Raw genomic sequence first — 15,997 nt, 5'->3', positions numbered from 1 at the left:
CCTAGCCGTTCAGCAGGTTGACGTCGTCGACCGAGGCCGAGCGGCGGGTGCGGAAGATCGTCACGATGATCGCCAGGCCGACGACGACCTCGGCGGCGGCCACGACCATGACGAAGAACGCGAGCACCTGCCCGGTGAGGTCGCCGTGGATGCGGGCGAACGTGACGAACGCGAGGTTCGTGGCGTTGAGCATGAGCTCCACGCCCATGAACACCACGATGGCGTTGCGGCGCAGCAGCACCGTGGTGGCCCCGATCGAGAACAGGATCACCGCGAGCACCAGGTAGTTGGTGACGGGCATCAGTGCTTCGCCTCCTCGTCGTCGGCGGACGGGACGCGGATCCCGTCGTCGACCTCGGTGTCCTCGACCTGCGTGGCCGCGGCGGCGGCCTCGGCCGTGGCGGGCAGGCCGAGCCTGCCGCGCAGCGTCTCCTCGGTGGCGAGCACCTCGGTGGCCGTGCGCTGCTGACCGCGGATGCGCAGCACGCGCGGCACCGAGTGCTCCAGCGGCTGCCCGTCCGGGCCGAGCGCCGGGGTGTCCATGGCGTTGTTCTGCGCGTACACGCCGGGGGCGGGCAGCGGCGTCAGCACCCTGCCGTCGGCCACGGCCGCGACGCGCTCGCGCGCGATGGAGCGCTGCGTGCGTCGCGGTCCCAGCCGCCGGCGGTGGGTGAGCACGAGGCCGGCGAGCGCGGCCGTCACCAGCAGCACGCCGATGACCTCCATGCCCAGCACGTAGTCCCCGAAGAGGATCGCGGCCAGCCCGCTCGGGTTGGTCTGTGCGTTCGCCAGGTCGAGTCCCACGGCCGCCGGCAGGTCGGTGCGGCTGAGCACGCCCAGCAGCACGGCGAGCAGCCCCGCCCCGAACAGCAGGCCGACCCAGCGCTGCCCGCGAATGGTCTCCGTGAGCGAGTCGGCGGCGTCGACGCCCACGAGCATGAGCACGAACAGGAACAGCATCATCACCGCGCCGGTGTAGACGACGACCTGCACGACGCCGAGGAACGGTGCCTCGTTGGCGACGTAGAGCACCGCGAGGCAGATCATCACGAACACCACGCACACGGCCGCGTGCACCGCGCGACGCACGAACAGCAGCCCGAGCGCGGCGATCACCATGAGAGGCGCGAGGATCCCGAAGAGGGCCGCCTCACCACCGGTCGTCGTCATCGCTGGCCTCCCTCGGCCGGTCGGAGCGGGGCCGGCTCGGCCGGCCGGTCGACGTGGCCGCCGCGCGCGGCCTCCTTGGTCGCCGTGGCCTTGGTCGCCGGGGGTCGCAGCTCGTGCTTCCTGGGCTGCGGTGCCGGTGCCCGGCCCTCGACGACGTCGGTCGCGGCCTCGATCGTCGGGTCGTCGGGGCGGTGCTCACGCACCCACGCGACCTGCCCTGCCGTCGGGCCCGTGACCGCGCCCTGGTAGTAGTCGGTGTCGGTCGTGCCCTCGGCCATCGGGTGCGGTCCGGCGAGCGCGCCCGGCGCGGGCGGGGCCAGCAGGTCCTGCTTCTCGAAGATCATCCCGGCGCGCGTGGGGCCGGCGATCTCGTAGTCGTTGGTCATGGTCAGCGCCCGGGTGGGGCACGCCTCGATGCACAGCCCGCAGAAGATGCACCGCAGGTAGTTGACCTGGTAGACGCGGCCGTACCGCTCGCCGGGGCTGACCTGCCCGCCGCCCGTCTCGGCGCGGACGTCGGCGTTGTCGGCTCCCTCGACGTAGATGGCGTCGGCCGGGCAGGCCCAGGCGCACAGCTCGCAGCCGATGCACTTCTCCAGCCCGTCGGCGTACCGGTTGAGCTGGTGCCGGCCGTGGTAGCGCTGCGGTGGCGGCACCTTCTCGAACGGGTACTGCTCGGTGACGGTCGGCCGGAACATCGCCCCGAGCGTCACCCCGAAGCCCGCGACCGGGGCGAACAGGCTGCCGACCGGTCCCTTGGCCGGCCGTAGCGGCTTGTAGTCGCTCATCGTGCGTCCTCCTCGGCGTCGGACCCGGCAGTGCCGGCGGGGGCGCCGGCGGGGGCGCCGGCGGGCGTGGCGTCGACCGTGACCGGTCGGCGCGCCGCGCGCGGCGACGGCGGCAGCGTCTGGCCCGGCAGGGGCGGCACCGGGTAGCCGCCCGCGAACGCGTCGAACGTGGCGGGTGCGGCGTCGTCGGGCTGCTTGCGGCGTTCGGGCCAGAAGGTCGCCAGCGCCACGACGACCACACCGACCCCGGTGATCACCCCGACCAACGTGCCCCGGCTGACGGAGCCGGCGAGCCGCCCGTACTGCACGACCGAGAGGAACACGAGCCAGCCGAGCGCGACCGGGATGAGCACCTTCCAGCCGAAGACCATGAACTGGTCGTAGCGCAGGCGCAGCAGCGTGCCGCGCACCCACACGAACATGAACATGAGGATCCACACCTTGGCGAGGAACCACAGGATGGGCCACCAGCCCTCGTTGAACATCCCGTCGTTGATCGCGCTCAGCGGCCAGGGGCACGCCAACCACCCAGGAACAGCGTCGCGCACACCGCGGAGACGTTGAGCATGTTGATGTACTCGGCCAGGAAGAACCACGCGAACTTCATCGACGAGTACTCGGTCATGTAACCGCTGACGAGCTCGCCCTCGGCCTCGGGCAGGTCGAACGGCAGCCGGTTGGTCTCACCGATCATCGAGATGACGTAGATGACGAACGCCGGCAGCAGCGGGACGAAGAACCATCGGCTGGTCTGCTCGTCCACGATGGTCGAGGTCGACATCGAGCCCGAGAGGATGAACACGCTGACCAGGGACAGCCCCATCGCGAGCTCGTAGCTGATGACCTGGGCCGTCGAGCGCACCGAGCCGAGCAGCGGGTACGTCGACCCCGACGACCAGCCGCCCAGGACGATGCCGTAGACGCCGACCGAGGCACAGGCCAGCACGTAGAGCACCGCGACCGGGAAGTCGGTGAGCTGCGCCGGAGTCGACCAGTCGGTGAACGGCAGCCGCACCTCGGGCCCGAACGGAACGACGGCGAAGACGAGCAGCGAGCAGAACACCGAGATCATCGGTGCGAGCAGGTAGATGATGCGGTCGGCCGCCGTGACGTTCATGTCCTCCTTGAGCAGGAGCTTCATGGCGTCGGCGAGGGACTGCAGCAGACCGAACGGGCCGTGCACGTTGGGGCCGGGCCGCACCTGCATGCGGCCGACGACCTTGCGCTCGAACCAGATCGCGACAAGCACGCTGACCAGCAGGAACACCACGATCAGGACGGCCTTCACCAGGAACGTCCAGCCGTTGTCGTTGCTGAAGTCGGCGACGACTCCGGGGTTCATGCGGCACCTCCCTGTGCGGTGGCCGGGGCGCCGGCGGCCGCGACCCGCACGACGTCGCCCGGTGCGGCGCCGAGCTGGTCGTGGACGCGTGACCCCTTGCTGGCCAGCGGTAGCCAGACGACGTGGTCGACCATGGGCGTGACCCGGACGGGCAGCGTGATCGACCCACGGTCGGTCGACACCGTGACGGCGTCACCGTCGGACACGGCGGCCTCCGCCGCGGTGGCCGCGCTCAGCCGGGCCACCGGCGACTTCGCCGTGCCGGCCAGGTGCGGCTCGTCGTCCTGCAGCGCGCCGTCGTCGAGGAGCAGGTGCCACGAGGCGAGCACCGCCGTGCCGCGCTCGACCTCGGGTGGCGTGACCGTGGTGGTCCCGGGGGCGGCCAGCCGCTCGCCCCGCCAGGCCGGCAGCGCGGCGGCGGCGTGATGCGCCGCGACCGGGTCGTCCGCGCCGAGGTCGACGCCGGCCTGCGCGGCCAGCGCGTGCAGCACGCGGTGGTCGGGCAGCGCGGAGGACTCCAGCGCCTGCCCGAACGCGCGCACGCGTCCCTCCCAGCTCACATAGGAGCCGGCGCGCTCGGCAGGCGGCGCGACCGGGAGCACGACGTCGGCCAGCGCCGTCACCTCCGAGGCGCGAACCTCGAGGCTGACGACGAAGCCCGCCGCGGCCAGCGCGCTGCGCGCCGCCTGCGGGTCCGGCAGGTCGGCCAGCTCGACACCACCGACCAGGGCGCCGCCCAGCGCCCCCGTGCCGAGCGCCCGCACGATGCCCGTCAGGTCGCGGCCCGGCCACGCCGGGAGCGCCGACTCCTCGACACCCCACGCGCGCGCGACCTGCGCACGCGCGTCGGCGTCCGTGATCGGGCGGCCACCGGGCAGCAGGCCCGGCAGCAGGCCCGCGTCCAGGCCGCCGCGCTCCCCCGCACGCCGCGGCACCCATGCCAGCCGCGCGCCCGTCGCCTCGGCCACGCGCACCGCGGCGCCCAGCGCGCCGGGCGCACCGGCGAGCCGCTCGCCCACGAGCACCACGGCACCCGGTTGCGCGAGCGCCTCGGCGGCCTCCGTGATGGCGGCCCGCTCCGCCTCGGCCAGGTCCGCGGGCAGCCGCCCACCGCCCGCCTGCGTCGCGACCGCACCCAGCCACTCGCCCTCCATGCCCGGCGCGGCCGGCAGCAGGGCGCCGCCCAGGCGCTGCAGCCCGCGCGACGCGAAGGGCGCCAGGCCCAGCACACGCTGCCCGTGCTTGCGCACCGCCTTGCGCAGCCGCAGGAAGAGGTACCCGCCCTCCTCCTCGGCCTCCAGGCCGGCGAGCAGCACGACGGGCGCCTTCTCCAGGTCACCGAACGTCACGCCGACGCCCGTGCCCGCCACGGCGTGGCCCAGGAACGCGACCTCCTCGGCCGAGTGCACCCGCGCCCGCTGGTCGACGTCGTCGGTACCGAGCACGGTGCGCGCGTAGCGCGACCACGCCAGCGCGTCCTCGTACGTCAGGCGGCCGCCGGGCAGCACGCCCACGCCGCCCGCCGCCTGCGCGTTCGCCAGCCCCTCGGCGGCCAGCTCGAGCGCCTCGACCCAGCTCGCCGGGCGCAGCTCGCCGTCCTCACGCACGAGCGGCGTCGTGATGCGGTCGTTCGCCGACTGCCACCGGAACGCGAACCGGTCCTTGTCGGTGATCCACTCCTCGTTGACCGCCGGGTCGTCGCCCGCCAGGCGACGCACGACGACGCCGCGGCGGTGGTCGACACGGATCGCCGCACCGCTCGAGTCGTGCTCGGCGATGCTCGGCGTCGACACCAGGTCGAACGGGCGGGCACGGAACCGGTAGGCGGCGCTGGTCAGCGCGCCCACCGGGCAGATCTGCACGGTGTTGCCCGAGAAGTACGAGGCGAACGGCGTGCCGTCGGCGCTGGTCGCGGCCAGGCCCTCGACGTCCTCGGCGGTCGCGGCGCCGTCGGACGCCGCGGACTCGAGGTATCCGAGGACGTCGACGTCGAAGGCGCCGATCTGCTGGCGGGCACCGCGCTCCTGGAGCGCGATGAACGCGTCGCCCGCGATCTCGTCGCTGAACCGCGTGCACCGCTGGCACAGCACGCATCGCTCGCGGTCCAGCAGGATCTGCGTCGAGACGGAGATCGGCTTGGGGTAGACGCGCTTGACGTCGACGAACCGCGAGTCGGCGCGGCCGTTGGTCATGGCCTGGTTCTGCAGCGGGCACTCGCCGCCCTTGTCGCACACCGGGCAGTCGAGCGGGTGGTTCATGAGCAGCAGCTCCATGACACCCGACTGCGCCTTGTCGGCCACGGGCGAGGAGTGCGCCGTGCGCACCACCATGCCGGGCGCGGCCTCGAGCGTGCACGACGCCTGCGGCTTGGGCATGGGCCGCACGTTGCCCTCGCGGTCGGGCATCGCCACCTCGACCAGGCACTGACGGCACGCACCCGCGGGCTCGAGCAGCGGGTGGTCGCAGAAGCGCGGGATCTGGATGCCGAGCTGCTCGGCGGCGCGGATCACCAGGGTGCCCTTGGGCACGGTGACCTGGACGTCGTCGATCGTGAGGGTCACGCCGTCCTTGCGGGGCTCGGCGGGTTCGACCGGGCCGCCGCCCGCCGTCTTGTCCGCGGTCGCGGTCATCAGTGGCCTCCCGCGCCGGCGAGCACGCCGGGCTTGGTCTTCGGGGTGTAGTCGAACAGGGCCGACGCGACCGGGTCGAACGGGCACCCGTGCCCGTCGATGTGTGCCTGGTACTCGTCCCGGAACAGCTCGATGGAGCTGGTCACGGGCGAGGTCGCGCCGTCGCCCAGGGCGCAGAACGCGCGGCCGAGCACGGTGTCGCACAGGTCGAGCAGCAGGTCGACGTCGGCTTCCTGCCCCTGGCCGGCCTCGATGCGCCGCAGCACCTGCTTCATCCAGTAGGTGCCCTCGCGGCACGGCGTGCACTTGCCGCACGACTCGTGCGCGTAGAAGTCCATCCACCGGCTGACGGCGCGCACCACGCACGTCGTCTCGTCGAAGATCTGCAGGGCGCGCGTGCCCAGCATCGACTTGGCCGCGCCCACCGACTCGTAGTCGAGCGGCACGTCGAGGTGCTCGTGGGTGAACATCGGCGTCGAGGACCCGCCGGGCGTCCAGAACTTCAGCTCGTGGCCGGCCCGGATGCCGCCCGCCAGGTCGAGCAGCTCGCGCAGCGTGATGCCGAGCGGCGCCTCGTACTGGCCCGGCCGCGTCACGTGACCGCTCAGCGAGAACAGGCCGTGCCCCTGCGAGCGCTCGGTGCCCATGCTCGCGAACCATGCCGCGCCCTGGCGCACGATCGCCGGGACCGACGCGATCGACTCGACGTTGTTGACCACGGTCGGCCGGGCGTACAGGCCCGCGACCGCGGGGAACGGCGGTTTGAGCCGCGGCTGGCCGCGGCGGCCCTCGAGCGAGTCGAGCAGGGCCGTCTCCTCGCCGCAGATGTACGCGCCCGCCCCCGCGTGCACCGTCACGTCGAGGTCGTAGCCGCTGCCCAGGATGTCCTTGCCCAGGTAGCCGGCGTCGTACGCCTCCTGCACCGCCGCGAGCAGGCGGCGGTACACGTGCAGCACCTCGCCGCGCACGTAGATGAACGCGTGGTGACAGTTGATGGCGACGCTCGTGATCGCCACGCCTTCGACCAGGTGCTGCGGGCTGGCCATCATGAGCGGGATGTCCTTGCAGGTGCCCGGCTCGGACTCGTCGGCGTTGACCACCAGGTAGCGCGGCTTGCCGTCGTCGGGCGGCAGGAAGCCCCACTTCATCCCCGTGGGGAAGCCCGCGCCGCCGCGGCCGCGCAGGCCCGAGTCCTTGACGGTCTGCACGATGTCGGCGGGGCCATGGTCAGGGCCTTGCGCAGGCCCTCGTACCCGTGGCCCGCGTCCAGGTAGGTCTGCAGGGACCAGGATCGTTCCTTGTCCCAGGTGTCCGTGAGGACCGGCGTCAGCGTCGTCACTTCGAGCCCTCCTCGCCCGCAGGCGCCGCGCCCGGCGTCTGCTCCGCGCTCTGCTCCGGCTCGCCGGCGGGAGCCGTCCACCCGTGCTCGCGCGCCAGCCGCAGCCCCGCCAGGGTCGGCTCGCCCGCGGCGCCGCCCTCGTCGGCGCGCCCGTCCGGGAACCCGGCGAGCACGCGGCTCATCTGCTTGAACGTGCACACGCTCGACGCGCCCCGCGTCGGCGCGACGGGCTTTCCGGCCCGCAGGTCGTCCGCGAGCGCCGTGGCCGTCTGCGGCGTCTGGTTGTCGAAGAACTCCCAGTTGACCATCACGACGGGCGCGTAGTCGCAGGCCGCGTTGCACTCGACGCGTTCGAGCGTGATGGCGCCGTCGTCGGTCGTCTCGTCGTGCCCGACGCCGAGGTGCTCGCTGAGCTCGTCGAAGATGGCGTCGCCACCCATCACGGCGCACAGCGTGTTGGTGCACACGCCCACGGTGTAGGTGCCGTTGGGGTGCCTCTTGTACTGGGTGTAGAAGGTCGCGACCGCGCTGACCTCGGCCGGGGTGAGGCCCAGGTGCTCGGCGCAGAACAGGATGCCGTCGCGGCTGACGTACCCGTCGACCGACTGCACCAGGTGCAGCAGCGGCAGCAGCCCCGAGCGGGGGTCCGGGTAGCGGGCGACGATGGCCTCGGCGTCGGACTTGAGCGACGTCAGGGTCTGCGCGTCGTAGGTCATCGGTCGACACCTCCCAGGACGGGGTCCAGTGACGCGACGGCCACGACGACGTCGGCCACCTGGCCGCCCTCGCACATGACCGACACGGCCTGGAGGTTGTTGAAGGACGGGTCGCGGAAGTGCGCGCGGTAGGGGCGCGTCCCGCCGTCGGACACCACGTGCACGCCGAGCTCGCCGCGGGGGTGCTCGACGGTCTGCCAGGCCTGGCCGGCGGGGACGCGGAAGCCCTCGGTCACGATCTTGAAGTGGTGGATCAGGGCCTCCATCGAGGTGCCCATGATCTTCTTGATGTGCTCGAGCGAGTTGCCCTGGCCGTCGCCGCCGACGGCGAGCATCGCGGGCCAGGCGATCTTCTTGTCGGCCACCATCGTGGGCGCGCCCATGGACTTCTCGAGGCGTGCCGTCGCCTGCTCGACGATCTTGAGCGACTGGTAGCACTCCTCGATGCGCAGCACGACCCGGTCGTAGCAGTCGGCGTTGCTCGCGACGGGGACGTCGAAGTCGTACGTCTCGTAGCCGCTGTAGGGGAACGCCTTGCGGACGTCGTACGGCAGGCCGGCCGAGCGCAGCACGGGCCCGGTGATCCCCAGGGCCATGCACCCGGCCAGGTCGAGCGTGCCGGTGCCGACGAGGCGTGCCTTGAAGATGGGGTTGGCGAGCATGAGGTCGCCGAGCTGGCCGAGGTACTTGCGCACCTCGGGCAGCGCCTTGCGCACCAGGTCGCCGATGTCGTCCGGCACGTCCTGGGCGACTCCGCCGGGGCGGATGTAGGCGTGGTTCATGCGCAGGCCCGTCACGGCCTCGAAGATCCGCAGGATCTCCTCGCGCGCGGTGAAGGCGATGGTCATGACCGTCGTGGCGCCCATCTCGTTGCCTGCGGTGCCCAAGCACACCAGGTGCGAGCCGATGCGGTTGAGCTCCATCATGAGCACGCGGATGTCGCTCGCCCGTTCGGGCACGTCGTCGGTGATGCCGAGGAGCTTCTCGGTGCCGAGGCAGAACGCGGCCTCCTGGAACAGCGGGGCCAGGTAGTCCATCCGGGTGCAGAACGTGGTGCCCTGCGTCCAGGTGCGGAACTCCATGTTCTTCTCGATGCCGGTGTGCAGGTAGCCGATGCCGGCGCGGGCCTCGGTGACGGTCTCGCCGTCGATCTCCAGCATCAGGCGCAGCACGCCGTGCGTGGACGGGTGCTGCGGGCCCATGTTGACGACGATGCGCTCCTCGCCCACGACCTCGCGGGCGATCTCGTCCCAGTCGCCGCCGGATGCCTCGTAGAACGTCGCGCCCTCGGGCAGCGACTCGTCCGCGGCCCGTGTGGCATGGAAGGTCGAACTGGTCACGAGTAGCTCCTGCGCGTGTCAGGCGGCGGCACCGTGGCGCCCTTGTACTCCACCGGGATGCCGCCGAGCGGGTAGTCCTTGCGCTGCGGGTGCCCCGGCCAGTCGTCCGGCATCTCGATGCGCGCGAGGCCCGGGTGGCCGTCGAACACGATGCCGAAGAAGTCGAACGTCTCGCGCTCGTGCCAGTCGTTCGCCGGGTACACCGCCGTCGTCGACGGGATGTGCGGGTCGGCCTCGGGGCACGCGACCTCCAGGCGCAGCCGGCGCCCGTGCGTCACCGAGGTCAGGTGGTAGACGGCGTGCAGCTCGCGGCCGGCGTCGTGCGGGTAGTGCACGCCGCTGACGCCGAGGCTCAGCTCGAAGCGCAGGTCCTGGTCGTCGCGCAGCGCGCGGACCACGGGCAGCAGGTGCTCGCGCGCGACCCACAGCGTCAGCTCGTCGTGCGGTCCGGGCGCCCCGTGCTGCCGCTCGACGACGACGCGCTCGATCGCCTGCCCGAACCCGATGCCCTGGGCGGCGAGCACCTCGGCGAGCACGTCGACGGCGTCGTCGAACCAGCCGCCGTAGGGACGCTCGGCCGCGCCGGGGAACCGGATCGGGGTGACCGTGCCGCCGAAGCCCGACGTGTCGCCCGAGCCGCCGTTGCCGAACAGACCGTGCCGTGCGCCGACGACCTCGCCCTGCGGGCGGCTGCCGGTGGTGGAGGTCAGTGCCTTCTCGTCGTCGCTCACCGCAGCAGTCCCTTCTGCTGGAACGTGGGCGTGGCCTCCAGCGCCGCCGACTCGGCGGCCCGTGCGGCCTCGCGCCGGTTGACGCCCAGCGGCATGTCCTGGATCTGCTGGTGCAGCGCCAGGATGGCGTTGATGAGCATCTCGGGCCGGGGCGGGCACCCAGGCAGGTAGATGTCGACAGGGACGACGTGGTCGACGCCCTGCACGATCGCGTAGTTGTTGAACATGCCGCCGCTCGACGCGCACACGCCCATCGACAGCACCCACTTGGGCTCGCTCATCTGGTCGTAGACCTGCCGCACGACGGGTGCCATCTTCTGGCTCACGCGGCCCGCCACGATCATGAGGTCGGCCTGCCGGGGCGAGGCGCGGAACACCTCCATGCCGAACCGCGACAGGTCGAACCGCGATGCGCCCGCCGCCATCATCTCGATGGCGCAGCACGCCAGGCCGAACGTCACCGGCCACACCGACGCCTTGCGCAGATAGCCCGCGAGATCCTCGATCGTCGTCAGCAGAAAGCCCGACGGCGCCTCTTCCAGCCCCATTGCCCGTCCCTTCCGTCGCGCCCGTCAGACCCAGTCGAACCCGCCGCGCCGCCATTCGTACACGAACGGCACGGTGATGAGAGCGAGGAATACGAGCATCGCCACCAGGCCGAACCCGGCCAGCCACGCGAAGCTCACCGCCCACGGGTAGAGGAAGACGACCTCGATGTCGAACACGATGAACGTCATCGCGACCAGGTAGTACTTGACGGGCAGTCGCCCGCCGCCCACGGCGTGCGGCGTCGGCATGATGCCGCACTCGTACGCCTCCAGCTTGGCGCGGTTGTAGCGCTTCGGGCCGATGACCGCAGAGGCCCCCACGCCGCCGAGCGCGAGCACCGCGGCCACGGCCATGAGGACCAGCACCGGCACATACGGGTTGCTCATCGACCCTCCTCGTCCATCGCTTCGATCACTCCTTCGAGACCGTGCTCGTCACCCGGGCGTGGCGCCCGGCCGTCAGGCCGCCGGCACGACCCGCGTCAGCGCGGAGATGAGTCGGTCGACCCAGTCGCCGCCGCGCGGCTCGTAGCAGTCGGACAGCAGTTTCAGCACGAGGCTCATGACGGCCGGGACGGGCAGCGCGTAGCGCGTCCCGAACCGCATGATCGCCGGGTGCTCGATGAGCCGGACGAAGGCCCGGCCCAGCGTGTAGTAGCCGCCGAGGTCGGCGCGCATGCGCTCGGCGTAGCCGCCGAGCACGGCCTCGCGGGCCGCGTCGCTCGTACGGGTGCGTGCCTGGGCGATCGCGTCGGCGGCGACCCGCCCCGCCTGGAGCGCGTACGCGATGCCCTCGCCGTTGAACGGGCTGACCATGCCGGCGGCGTCGCCGACCAGGATCGTGCCGTCGCGGTACATCGGGCTGCGGTTGAACCCCATGGGAAGCGCGGCGCCCCGGATCGGCCCGATCTGGTTCTCGGGGGTGAACCCCCACTCCTCGGGGGTGCTCGCGATCCACTGCGCCAGCAGCGCCCGGTAGTCGTGCCCCACGGCCGACTGGCGCTGCGGCGTCGAGCTCACCGAGCCGAGGCCCACGTTCACGGTGCCGTCGCCCAGGGCGAAGATCCAGCCGTAGCCCGGCAGCAGGGCGCTCTGGCCCGGCTCGCCCGCCCACAGCTCGAGGTGCGACTCCATCCAGGTGTCCGCGTGCCGGGCGGTGCGGGTGCCCGCGCCGTCGGTGCGGAAGTAGGTGCGGTAGGCCGTGCCGAGCGGGCGGTCGTCGCGCCGGGCGATGCCCAGCGCCGTCGCGAACCGCGAGCTGACGCCGTCGGCGGCGACGACGACGGGCGCGCGGTACACGACCTCGCGTCCGTCCGCGGCCTGCGCTCGGACGCCCACGACGCGTCCCGTGCGGTCGTCCTGCACGGGTCCGGTGACCTTGGTGCGTTCGAGCAGCTTGGCGCCGCTGCGCTGGGCATGCTGGGCGAGCCGGTGGTCGAGGACGGCGCGGGCCATCGCCGAGCCGTAGCTGGGGAACGCGGTGACCTCGGGCCAGGGCAGCTCCCATGAGCGACGGCCCGCGAGCACGCGCAGGCCGTCGTTGCGGATCCACCCGTCCGCCGGGTCGAGGTCGACGCCCATGCGCGTCAGCTCGGCGACCGCGCGTGGCGTCAGCCCGTCCCCGCAAACCTTGTCGCGCGGAAAGGCGGCCTTCTCCAGGAGCAGGACGTCGAGGCCGGCGGCGGCGCACCAGTGCGCCGTCGAGGAGCCGGCCGGACCGGCGCCGACGACGACGACGTCGGCGTCGTCGTTCGCTCCCGCGCGCACCGCCCACCTCCTCGTCGCGTCTTCGTCACGCACCGTAGACTTGCCCGGACACGACGGCACCAGCCTTGTGAACCGAGTCACAACCCCCACGTCACCATAGCCACTCGGCGCCCGCATGGGTAGCGGATGCCGCCGGACACCGGTGAGCAGCGGAGCGACCTGGGAAAATCCACGCCCCTCCGCAGGGGTGGATCGTACGCGCGAACTTCGGCAGCCGGACCGACTTTGGAACCGAACGTCGCCACGTGTCGCCGTGAGAACGATGTCCGCACCGTCCGGAAGGTCCCGATCAGTACCGCGCGGTGCCGACGTACGTGGCCTCCGGGCGCTCCTGCCGCGCCGCGCGGGGCTCAGCCCCGGTCCGCCGTTCGTGGCGTGGCGCACCGGGCCAGGGCAGCCAGAAGTGCCTGACCTCGGATGATGAGGCGAACCTCGTGCCCGTCGCGGGCCTGGCGCCCGTGCCTCAGCTCGCCGAGTCGGCGGGCCCGAGCGAGGCGATCGGCGAGCCGTGCGTGCCGCCGTCCGCGGGCGAGGCGGCGAAGGTGCGCACGGTGGTGGCCGTGACGGACGCCTGCATGACGGTGCCCTCCGCGCGCCGCAGCGCGCGGAGGGCACCGGGCCGTCACGTCACTCGTACCGCAGCGACGAGATCGGGTCCTGCTTCGCGGCCCGCAGCGCGGGCAGCGTCCCGGCGAGGAACGCGATCGCCATGACGCCGACGACGACGAGGGCGACCGTTCCCGGTTCGAGCAGCACGAGCTGCAGGCCGGGCAGGTCGGCGAGGATCGACCCCGAGAGCGCCGCCTGGACGACCTCGCCGGTCGCGAAGGCGAGCACGACGCCGATCGCGGAGCCGAGCAGCCCGATCACCACGGCCTCGACGCTGAACAGCGAGAAGACCTTCGCGCTCGACAGGCCCATGGCCTTCATGAGCCCGACCTCGCGCGTGCGTTCCTGCACGGCCATGAACAGCGTGTTGACGATGCCGATCGAGGCGGCGACGAGCGCGATGATCGCGAACCCGTTGAGGATCAGCACGATGGTGTCGATCACCGAGGTGAAGGCGCCGAGCTGGTCGGTCAGGGTGGTCGCCGTGAAGCCCTCGCCGGCGAGCGAGTCCTGCAACGCCTGGGTCGCCTCGGTGCCCGCGCCGGCGTCAAACCACGCCATCGCCGCGACATGCGCGGCCGGCACGGAGGCCGGGCGGCCGACGGCCTGCAGATCGCTCAGCGTCTGCAGCAGCGCCTCGTTCGGCACCGCCGCGGTCCCGGCCACGAGCCCGGGCTCGGCGACGCCGACGACGGTCGCCGTCGTCGTGACCTGAGTGCCCGTGGCGTCGGTCAGGGCGAGCGTCACGGTCGCGCCGATCGCGGCGTCGTCGTCGGCGAACCCGAGGGGGTCGACGTACGACGACGGCAGGATGAGCTGCGCGTCCTGCCCGTCGAGCGTGAGCTGCTCTCCCGCGGCGAGCTCGACGTGCATGCCGGGGATCATCTGGCGCACCGTGAGCTGGAAGCGGTCGGACGACTCGTGCTGGACGTAGTCGAGCGAGGCGCTCAGCATGGGCCGCACCGACTGCACGCCCTCGGTCGCCGCGATCGTGTCGAGGTCGGCGTCCGTGAGGGCGGCGGTCGCGCCCAGGAACCCGCCGCCGCCCGCCTGCACCTGGTCGGGGTCGTAGCGGGCGGGGCCTGAGCCGGCGTCGGCCTGCGGGTTGGCGCGCATGACCGTCATGACGTCGTCGACGCCCAGCGACGCGACCGTGTCGTCCACGAAGCTGTTGACGCCCGCCCCGATGGCGTTGGTGAGCGTCAGGGTGAACGCGCCGATCACGATGGCCACGACCGTCAGCGTGGTGCGCAGACGGGAGCGGAACGCGTTCGCGAACGCGCGGCGGATCACGTCGAGCGGCTTCATGCGGCCACCTCCAGGTCGTCGGCGAACAGGCCGTCGCGCACGACGACGCTGCGGTCGCAGCGGGCGGCCAGGTCGAGGTCGTGCGTGACGACGACGAGCGTGATGCCCTGGCGACGGTTGAGGTCGAACAGGATGTCCGCGACGACCTCGCCCGTCGCGGAGTCGAGGTTGCCCGTCGGCTCGTCCGCGAAGATCACCTGCGGGCGGTTGATGAGCGCGCGCGAGATGACGACGCGCTGCTTCTGACCCCCCGACAGGTCGTTGGCCTTGTTGCCCGCCTTGTCCGCGATGTCGAGCTGCTCGAGCGCGGCCATGCCGCGCGCGTTGCGCTCGCGCGCCGGGACGCCCGCGATCGTCAGCGGCATCGTGACGTTGTCGAGCACGCTCGTCGAGGGCGTGAGGAAGAACTGCTGGAACACGAACCCGAACATGGCGTTGCGCGTCTTGTTGAGCTCGCGCTCGGCCAGGGTCGAGGTCTCGACGCCGTCGAGCGTGATCGTGCCCGACGTCGGCCGGTCGAGCAGCGCGAGCAGATGCATGAGCGTCGACTTGCCGGAGCCCGACTTGCCGACGATCGCCAGCGACTCCCCGCGCCGGATGTCGAGGTCGACCCCGCGCAGGGCGTGGAACGCGGCGGACCCGGTCCCGTAGGTCTTGTGCAGATCTCGGACCGAGATCAACGGTGCGGTCATGGTTGCCCTTCGCCGGGGTGGTTGTCGGAACGCGTCCACTCTCGCCGGGACGGTCCCGCGCCGGATCCCGCTGGTGCGGTCACCCGCGTACCGCGTCCGCAGTACGCGCGCTACGCCCCGCGCGGGACGTGCGCGCGCGCACGCTGGGCGATGCTGGGCACGTGGACGGCGGGGACGTGGGCAGCAGGGACGTGGGCAGCAGAGACGTGGACAGCAGGGACGTGGACAGCATCAGGACGAGCCGGTGGGCGCCGCTGGCGCCCGTCGCGGTGAACCCGCCCTGGTCGTGGCCCTGGTTCGGGCACGTCGCCGCCACCGCGGGGGTGCTGCTCGCGGGCGCGGTGCCCCCCGACCGCGGGACCGCGCCGCACTGGACCGCCGGCGGCATCGCGCTCCAGGCCGCCGCCGCGATCGTGCTGCTCGGGCGCCGCCGGTGGCCGCGCACCGTCGTCGCGCTCACGCTCCTGCTCGCGGTCGTGCCCGCGCTGCTCGGCCACCAGGGCGCCGGCGGAGCGGCCGCCGTCGCGATCGCCGTCTACACCTGCGTGCAGCACCTGCGCCGACGCGACGCGATCCTGCTCACGCTGGCCGTCGCCGTCGTCGTCGCCGCCCGCACGGCGGTGGTCGGGGACTGGTCCGGCCAGCATGTGCTCGCCGTCCTGCTCGGGTCGGCACTCGGGGAAGCCGTGCGCTCGCAACGCGACCAGCTCACCGAGGCGCGCGAGCGCGCCGACCGCGCCGAGGCCACACGCGAGGCGCTCGCCCGGCAGCGCGTGGCCGAGGCCCGCCTGTCGATCGCCCGCGACCTGCACGACGTCGTCGCCCACCAGATCGCCGTCATCAACCTGCACGCGGGGGCGGCGTCGTCCGCGGTCCGCGCGAGGCCCGACGACGCCGAGCGCGCGCTCGGCACGATCCGCGCTTCCTCCCGGGCCGTGCTCGCCGAGATCGGCGACCTCATGGCGACGCTGCGCGACCCCGACGCACCCGCGCTGGGCCCGCCCGGGCTCGCCCAGC

General features: G+C 72.7%; 12 protein-coding genes and 3 pseudogenes. 1 reads left to right on the top strand and 14 read right to left on the bottom strand.

All coding sequences use genetic code 11. The features are described from left to right. Position 1: 1 nt before the first annotated feature. The 14 genes and pseudogenes from nuoK to ET495_RS15295 all read right to left on the bottom strand — a co-directional run bounded on the left by nuoK (position 2) and on the right by ET495_RS15295 (position 14,980). Positions 2–301, bottom strand: coding sequence for an NADH-quinone oxidoreductase subunit NuoK (gene nuoK, locus ET495_RS15360; RefSeq protein WP_129205508.1), 300 nt, complete (start codon positions 299–301; stop codon positions 2–4). Continuing rightward, the gene (locus ET495_RS15355) at positions 301–1,170 is read right to left on the bottom strand and encodes an NADH-quinone oxidoreductase subunit J (protein WP_129205507.1); all 870 of its coding nucleotides are present in this window, start codon (positions 1,168–1,170) and stop codon (positions 301–303) included. Before ET495_RS15355 ends, nuoK begins: the two co-directional genes overlap by 1 nt. Continuing rightward, complete coding sequence (gene nuoI, locus ET495_RS15350; protein WP_129205506.1) at positions 1,167–1,958, bottom strand: NADH-quinone oxidoreductase subunit NuoI; 792 nt, start codon at positions 1,956–1,958, stop codon at positions 1,167–1,169. Before nuoI ends, ET495_RS15355 begins: the two co-directional genes overlap by 4 nt. After that, positions 1,955–3,300, bottom strand: a pseudogene (gene nuoH, locus ET495_RS19780) (NADH-quinone oxidoreductase subunit NuoH). Before nuoH ends, nuoI begins: the two are co-directional and overlap by 4 nt. Continuing rightward, positions 3,297–5,930: an NADH-quinone oxidoreductase subunit G gene (locus ET495_RS15340; protein WP_129205505.1), complete on the bottom strand. Its 2,634-nt coding sequence runs from the start codon at positions 5,928–5,930 to the stop codon at positions 3,297–3,299. The pseudogene nuoH and the gene ET495_RS15340 overlap by 4 nt, the downstream one beginning before the upstream one ends. Beyond that, positions 5,930–7,269 (bottom strand): annotated as a pseudogene (gene nuoF, locus ET495_RS15335) (NADH-quinone oxidoreductase subunit NuoF). The gene ET495_RS15340 and the pseudogene nuoF overlap by 1 nt, the downstream one beginning before the upstream one ends. Continuing rightward, the gene (gene nuoE, locus ET495_RS15330) at positions 7,266–7,985 is read right to left on the bottom strand and encodes an NADH-quinone oxidoreductase subunit NuoE (RefSeq protein ID WP_129205504.1); all 720 of its coding nucleotides are present in this window, start codon (positions 7,983–7,985) and stop codon (positions 7,266–7,268) included. The pseudogene nuoF and the gene nuoE overlap by 4 nt, the downstream one beginning before the upstream one ends. Next, positions 7,982–9,325, bottom strand: a complete 1,344-nt coding sequence (locus ET495_RS15325) for an NADH-quinone oxidoreductase subunit D (RefSeq protein ID WP_129205503.1) — start codon at positions 9,323–9,325, stop codon at positions 7,982–7,984. The genes nuoE and ET495_RS15325 overlap by 4 nt, the downstream gene beginning before the upstream one ends. Continuing rightward, complete coding sequence (locus ET495_RS15320; protein WP_129205502.1) at positions 9,322–10,056, bottom strand: NADH-quinone oxidoreductase subunit C; 735 nt, start codon at positions 10,054–10,056, stop codon at positions 9,322–9,324. Before ET495_RS15320 ends, ET495_RS15325 begins: the two co-directional genes overlap by 4 nt. Next, complete coding sequence (locus ET495_RS15315; RefSeq protein ID WP_129205501.1) at positions 10,053–10,604, bottom strand: NuoB/complex I 20 kDa subunit family protein; 552 nt, start codon at positions 10,602–10,604, stop codon at positions 10,053–10,055. Before ET495_RS15315 ends, ET495_RS15320 begins: the two co-directional genes overlap by 4 nt. A 24-nt stretch (positions 10,605–10,628) precedes the next feature. Next, positions 10,629–10,991: an NADH-quinone oxidoreductase subunit A gene (locus ET495_RS15310; RefSeq protein ID WP_129205500.1), complete on the bottom strand. Its 363-nt coding sequence runs from the start codon at positions 10,989–10,991 to the stop codon at positions 10,629–10,631. 72 nt (positions 10,992–11,063) lie between these two features. Continuing rightward, positions 11,064–12,371, bottom strand: a complete 1,308-nt coding sequence (locus ET495_RS15305) for a geranylgeranyl reductase family protein (protein WP_129205499.1) — start codon at positions 12,369–12,371, stop codon at positions 11,064–11,066. Positions 12,372–12,998: 627 nt separating this feature from the next. Further along, on the bottom strand, positions 12,999–14,288 hold the full coding sequence (locus tag ET495_RS15300; protein WP_129205498.1) for an ABC transporter permease: 1,290 nt from the start codon (positions 14,286–14,288) through the stop codon (positions 12,999–13,001). Beyond that, positions 14,285–14,980, bottom strand: a complete 696-nt coding sequence (locus ET495_RS15295) for an ABC transporter ATP-binding protein (protein WP_129205497.1) — start codon at positions 14,978–14,980, stop codon at positions 14,285–14,287. The genes ET495_RS15300 and ET495_RS15295 overlap by 4 nt, the downstream gene beginning before the upstream one ends. Here ET495_RS15295 and ET495_RS19775 point away from each other — a divergent pair. After that, positions 14,971–15,900 (top strand): annotated as a pseudogene (locus ET495_RS19775) (histidine kinase); the annotation flags it as partial. The gene ET495_RS15295 and the pseudogene ET495_RS19775 overlap by 10 nt on opposite strands. Positions 15,901–15,997: the final 97 nt, after the last annotated feature.

Source organism: Xylanimonas allomyrinae (genome assembly GCF_004135345.1).
GTDB lineage: Bacteria > Actinomycetota > Actinomycetes > Actinomycetales > Cellulomonadaceae > Xylanimonas > Xylanimonas allomyrinae.
Note: the sequence above shows the minus strand (reverse complement) of the source record. Positions and strands in the feature narration are given on the sequence as shown.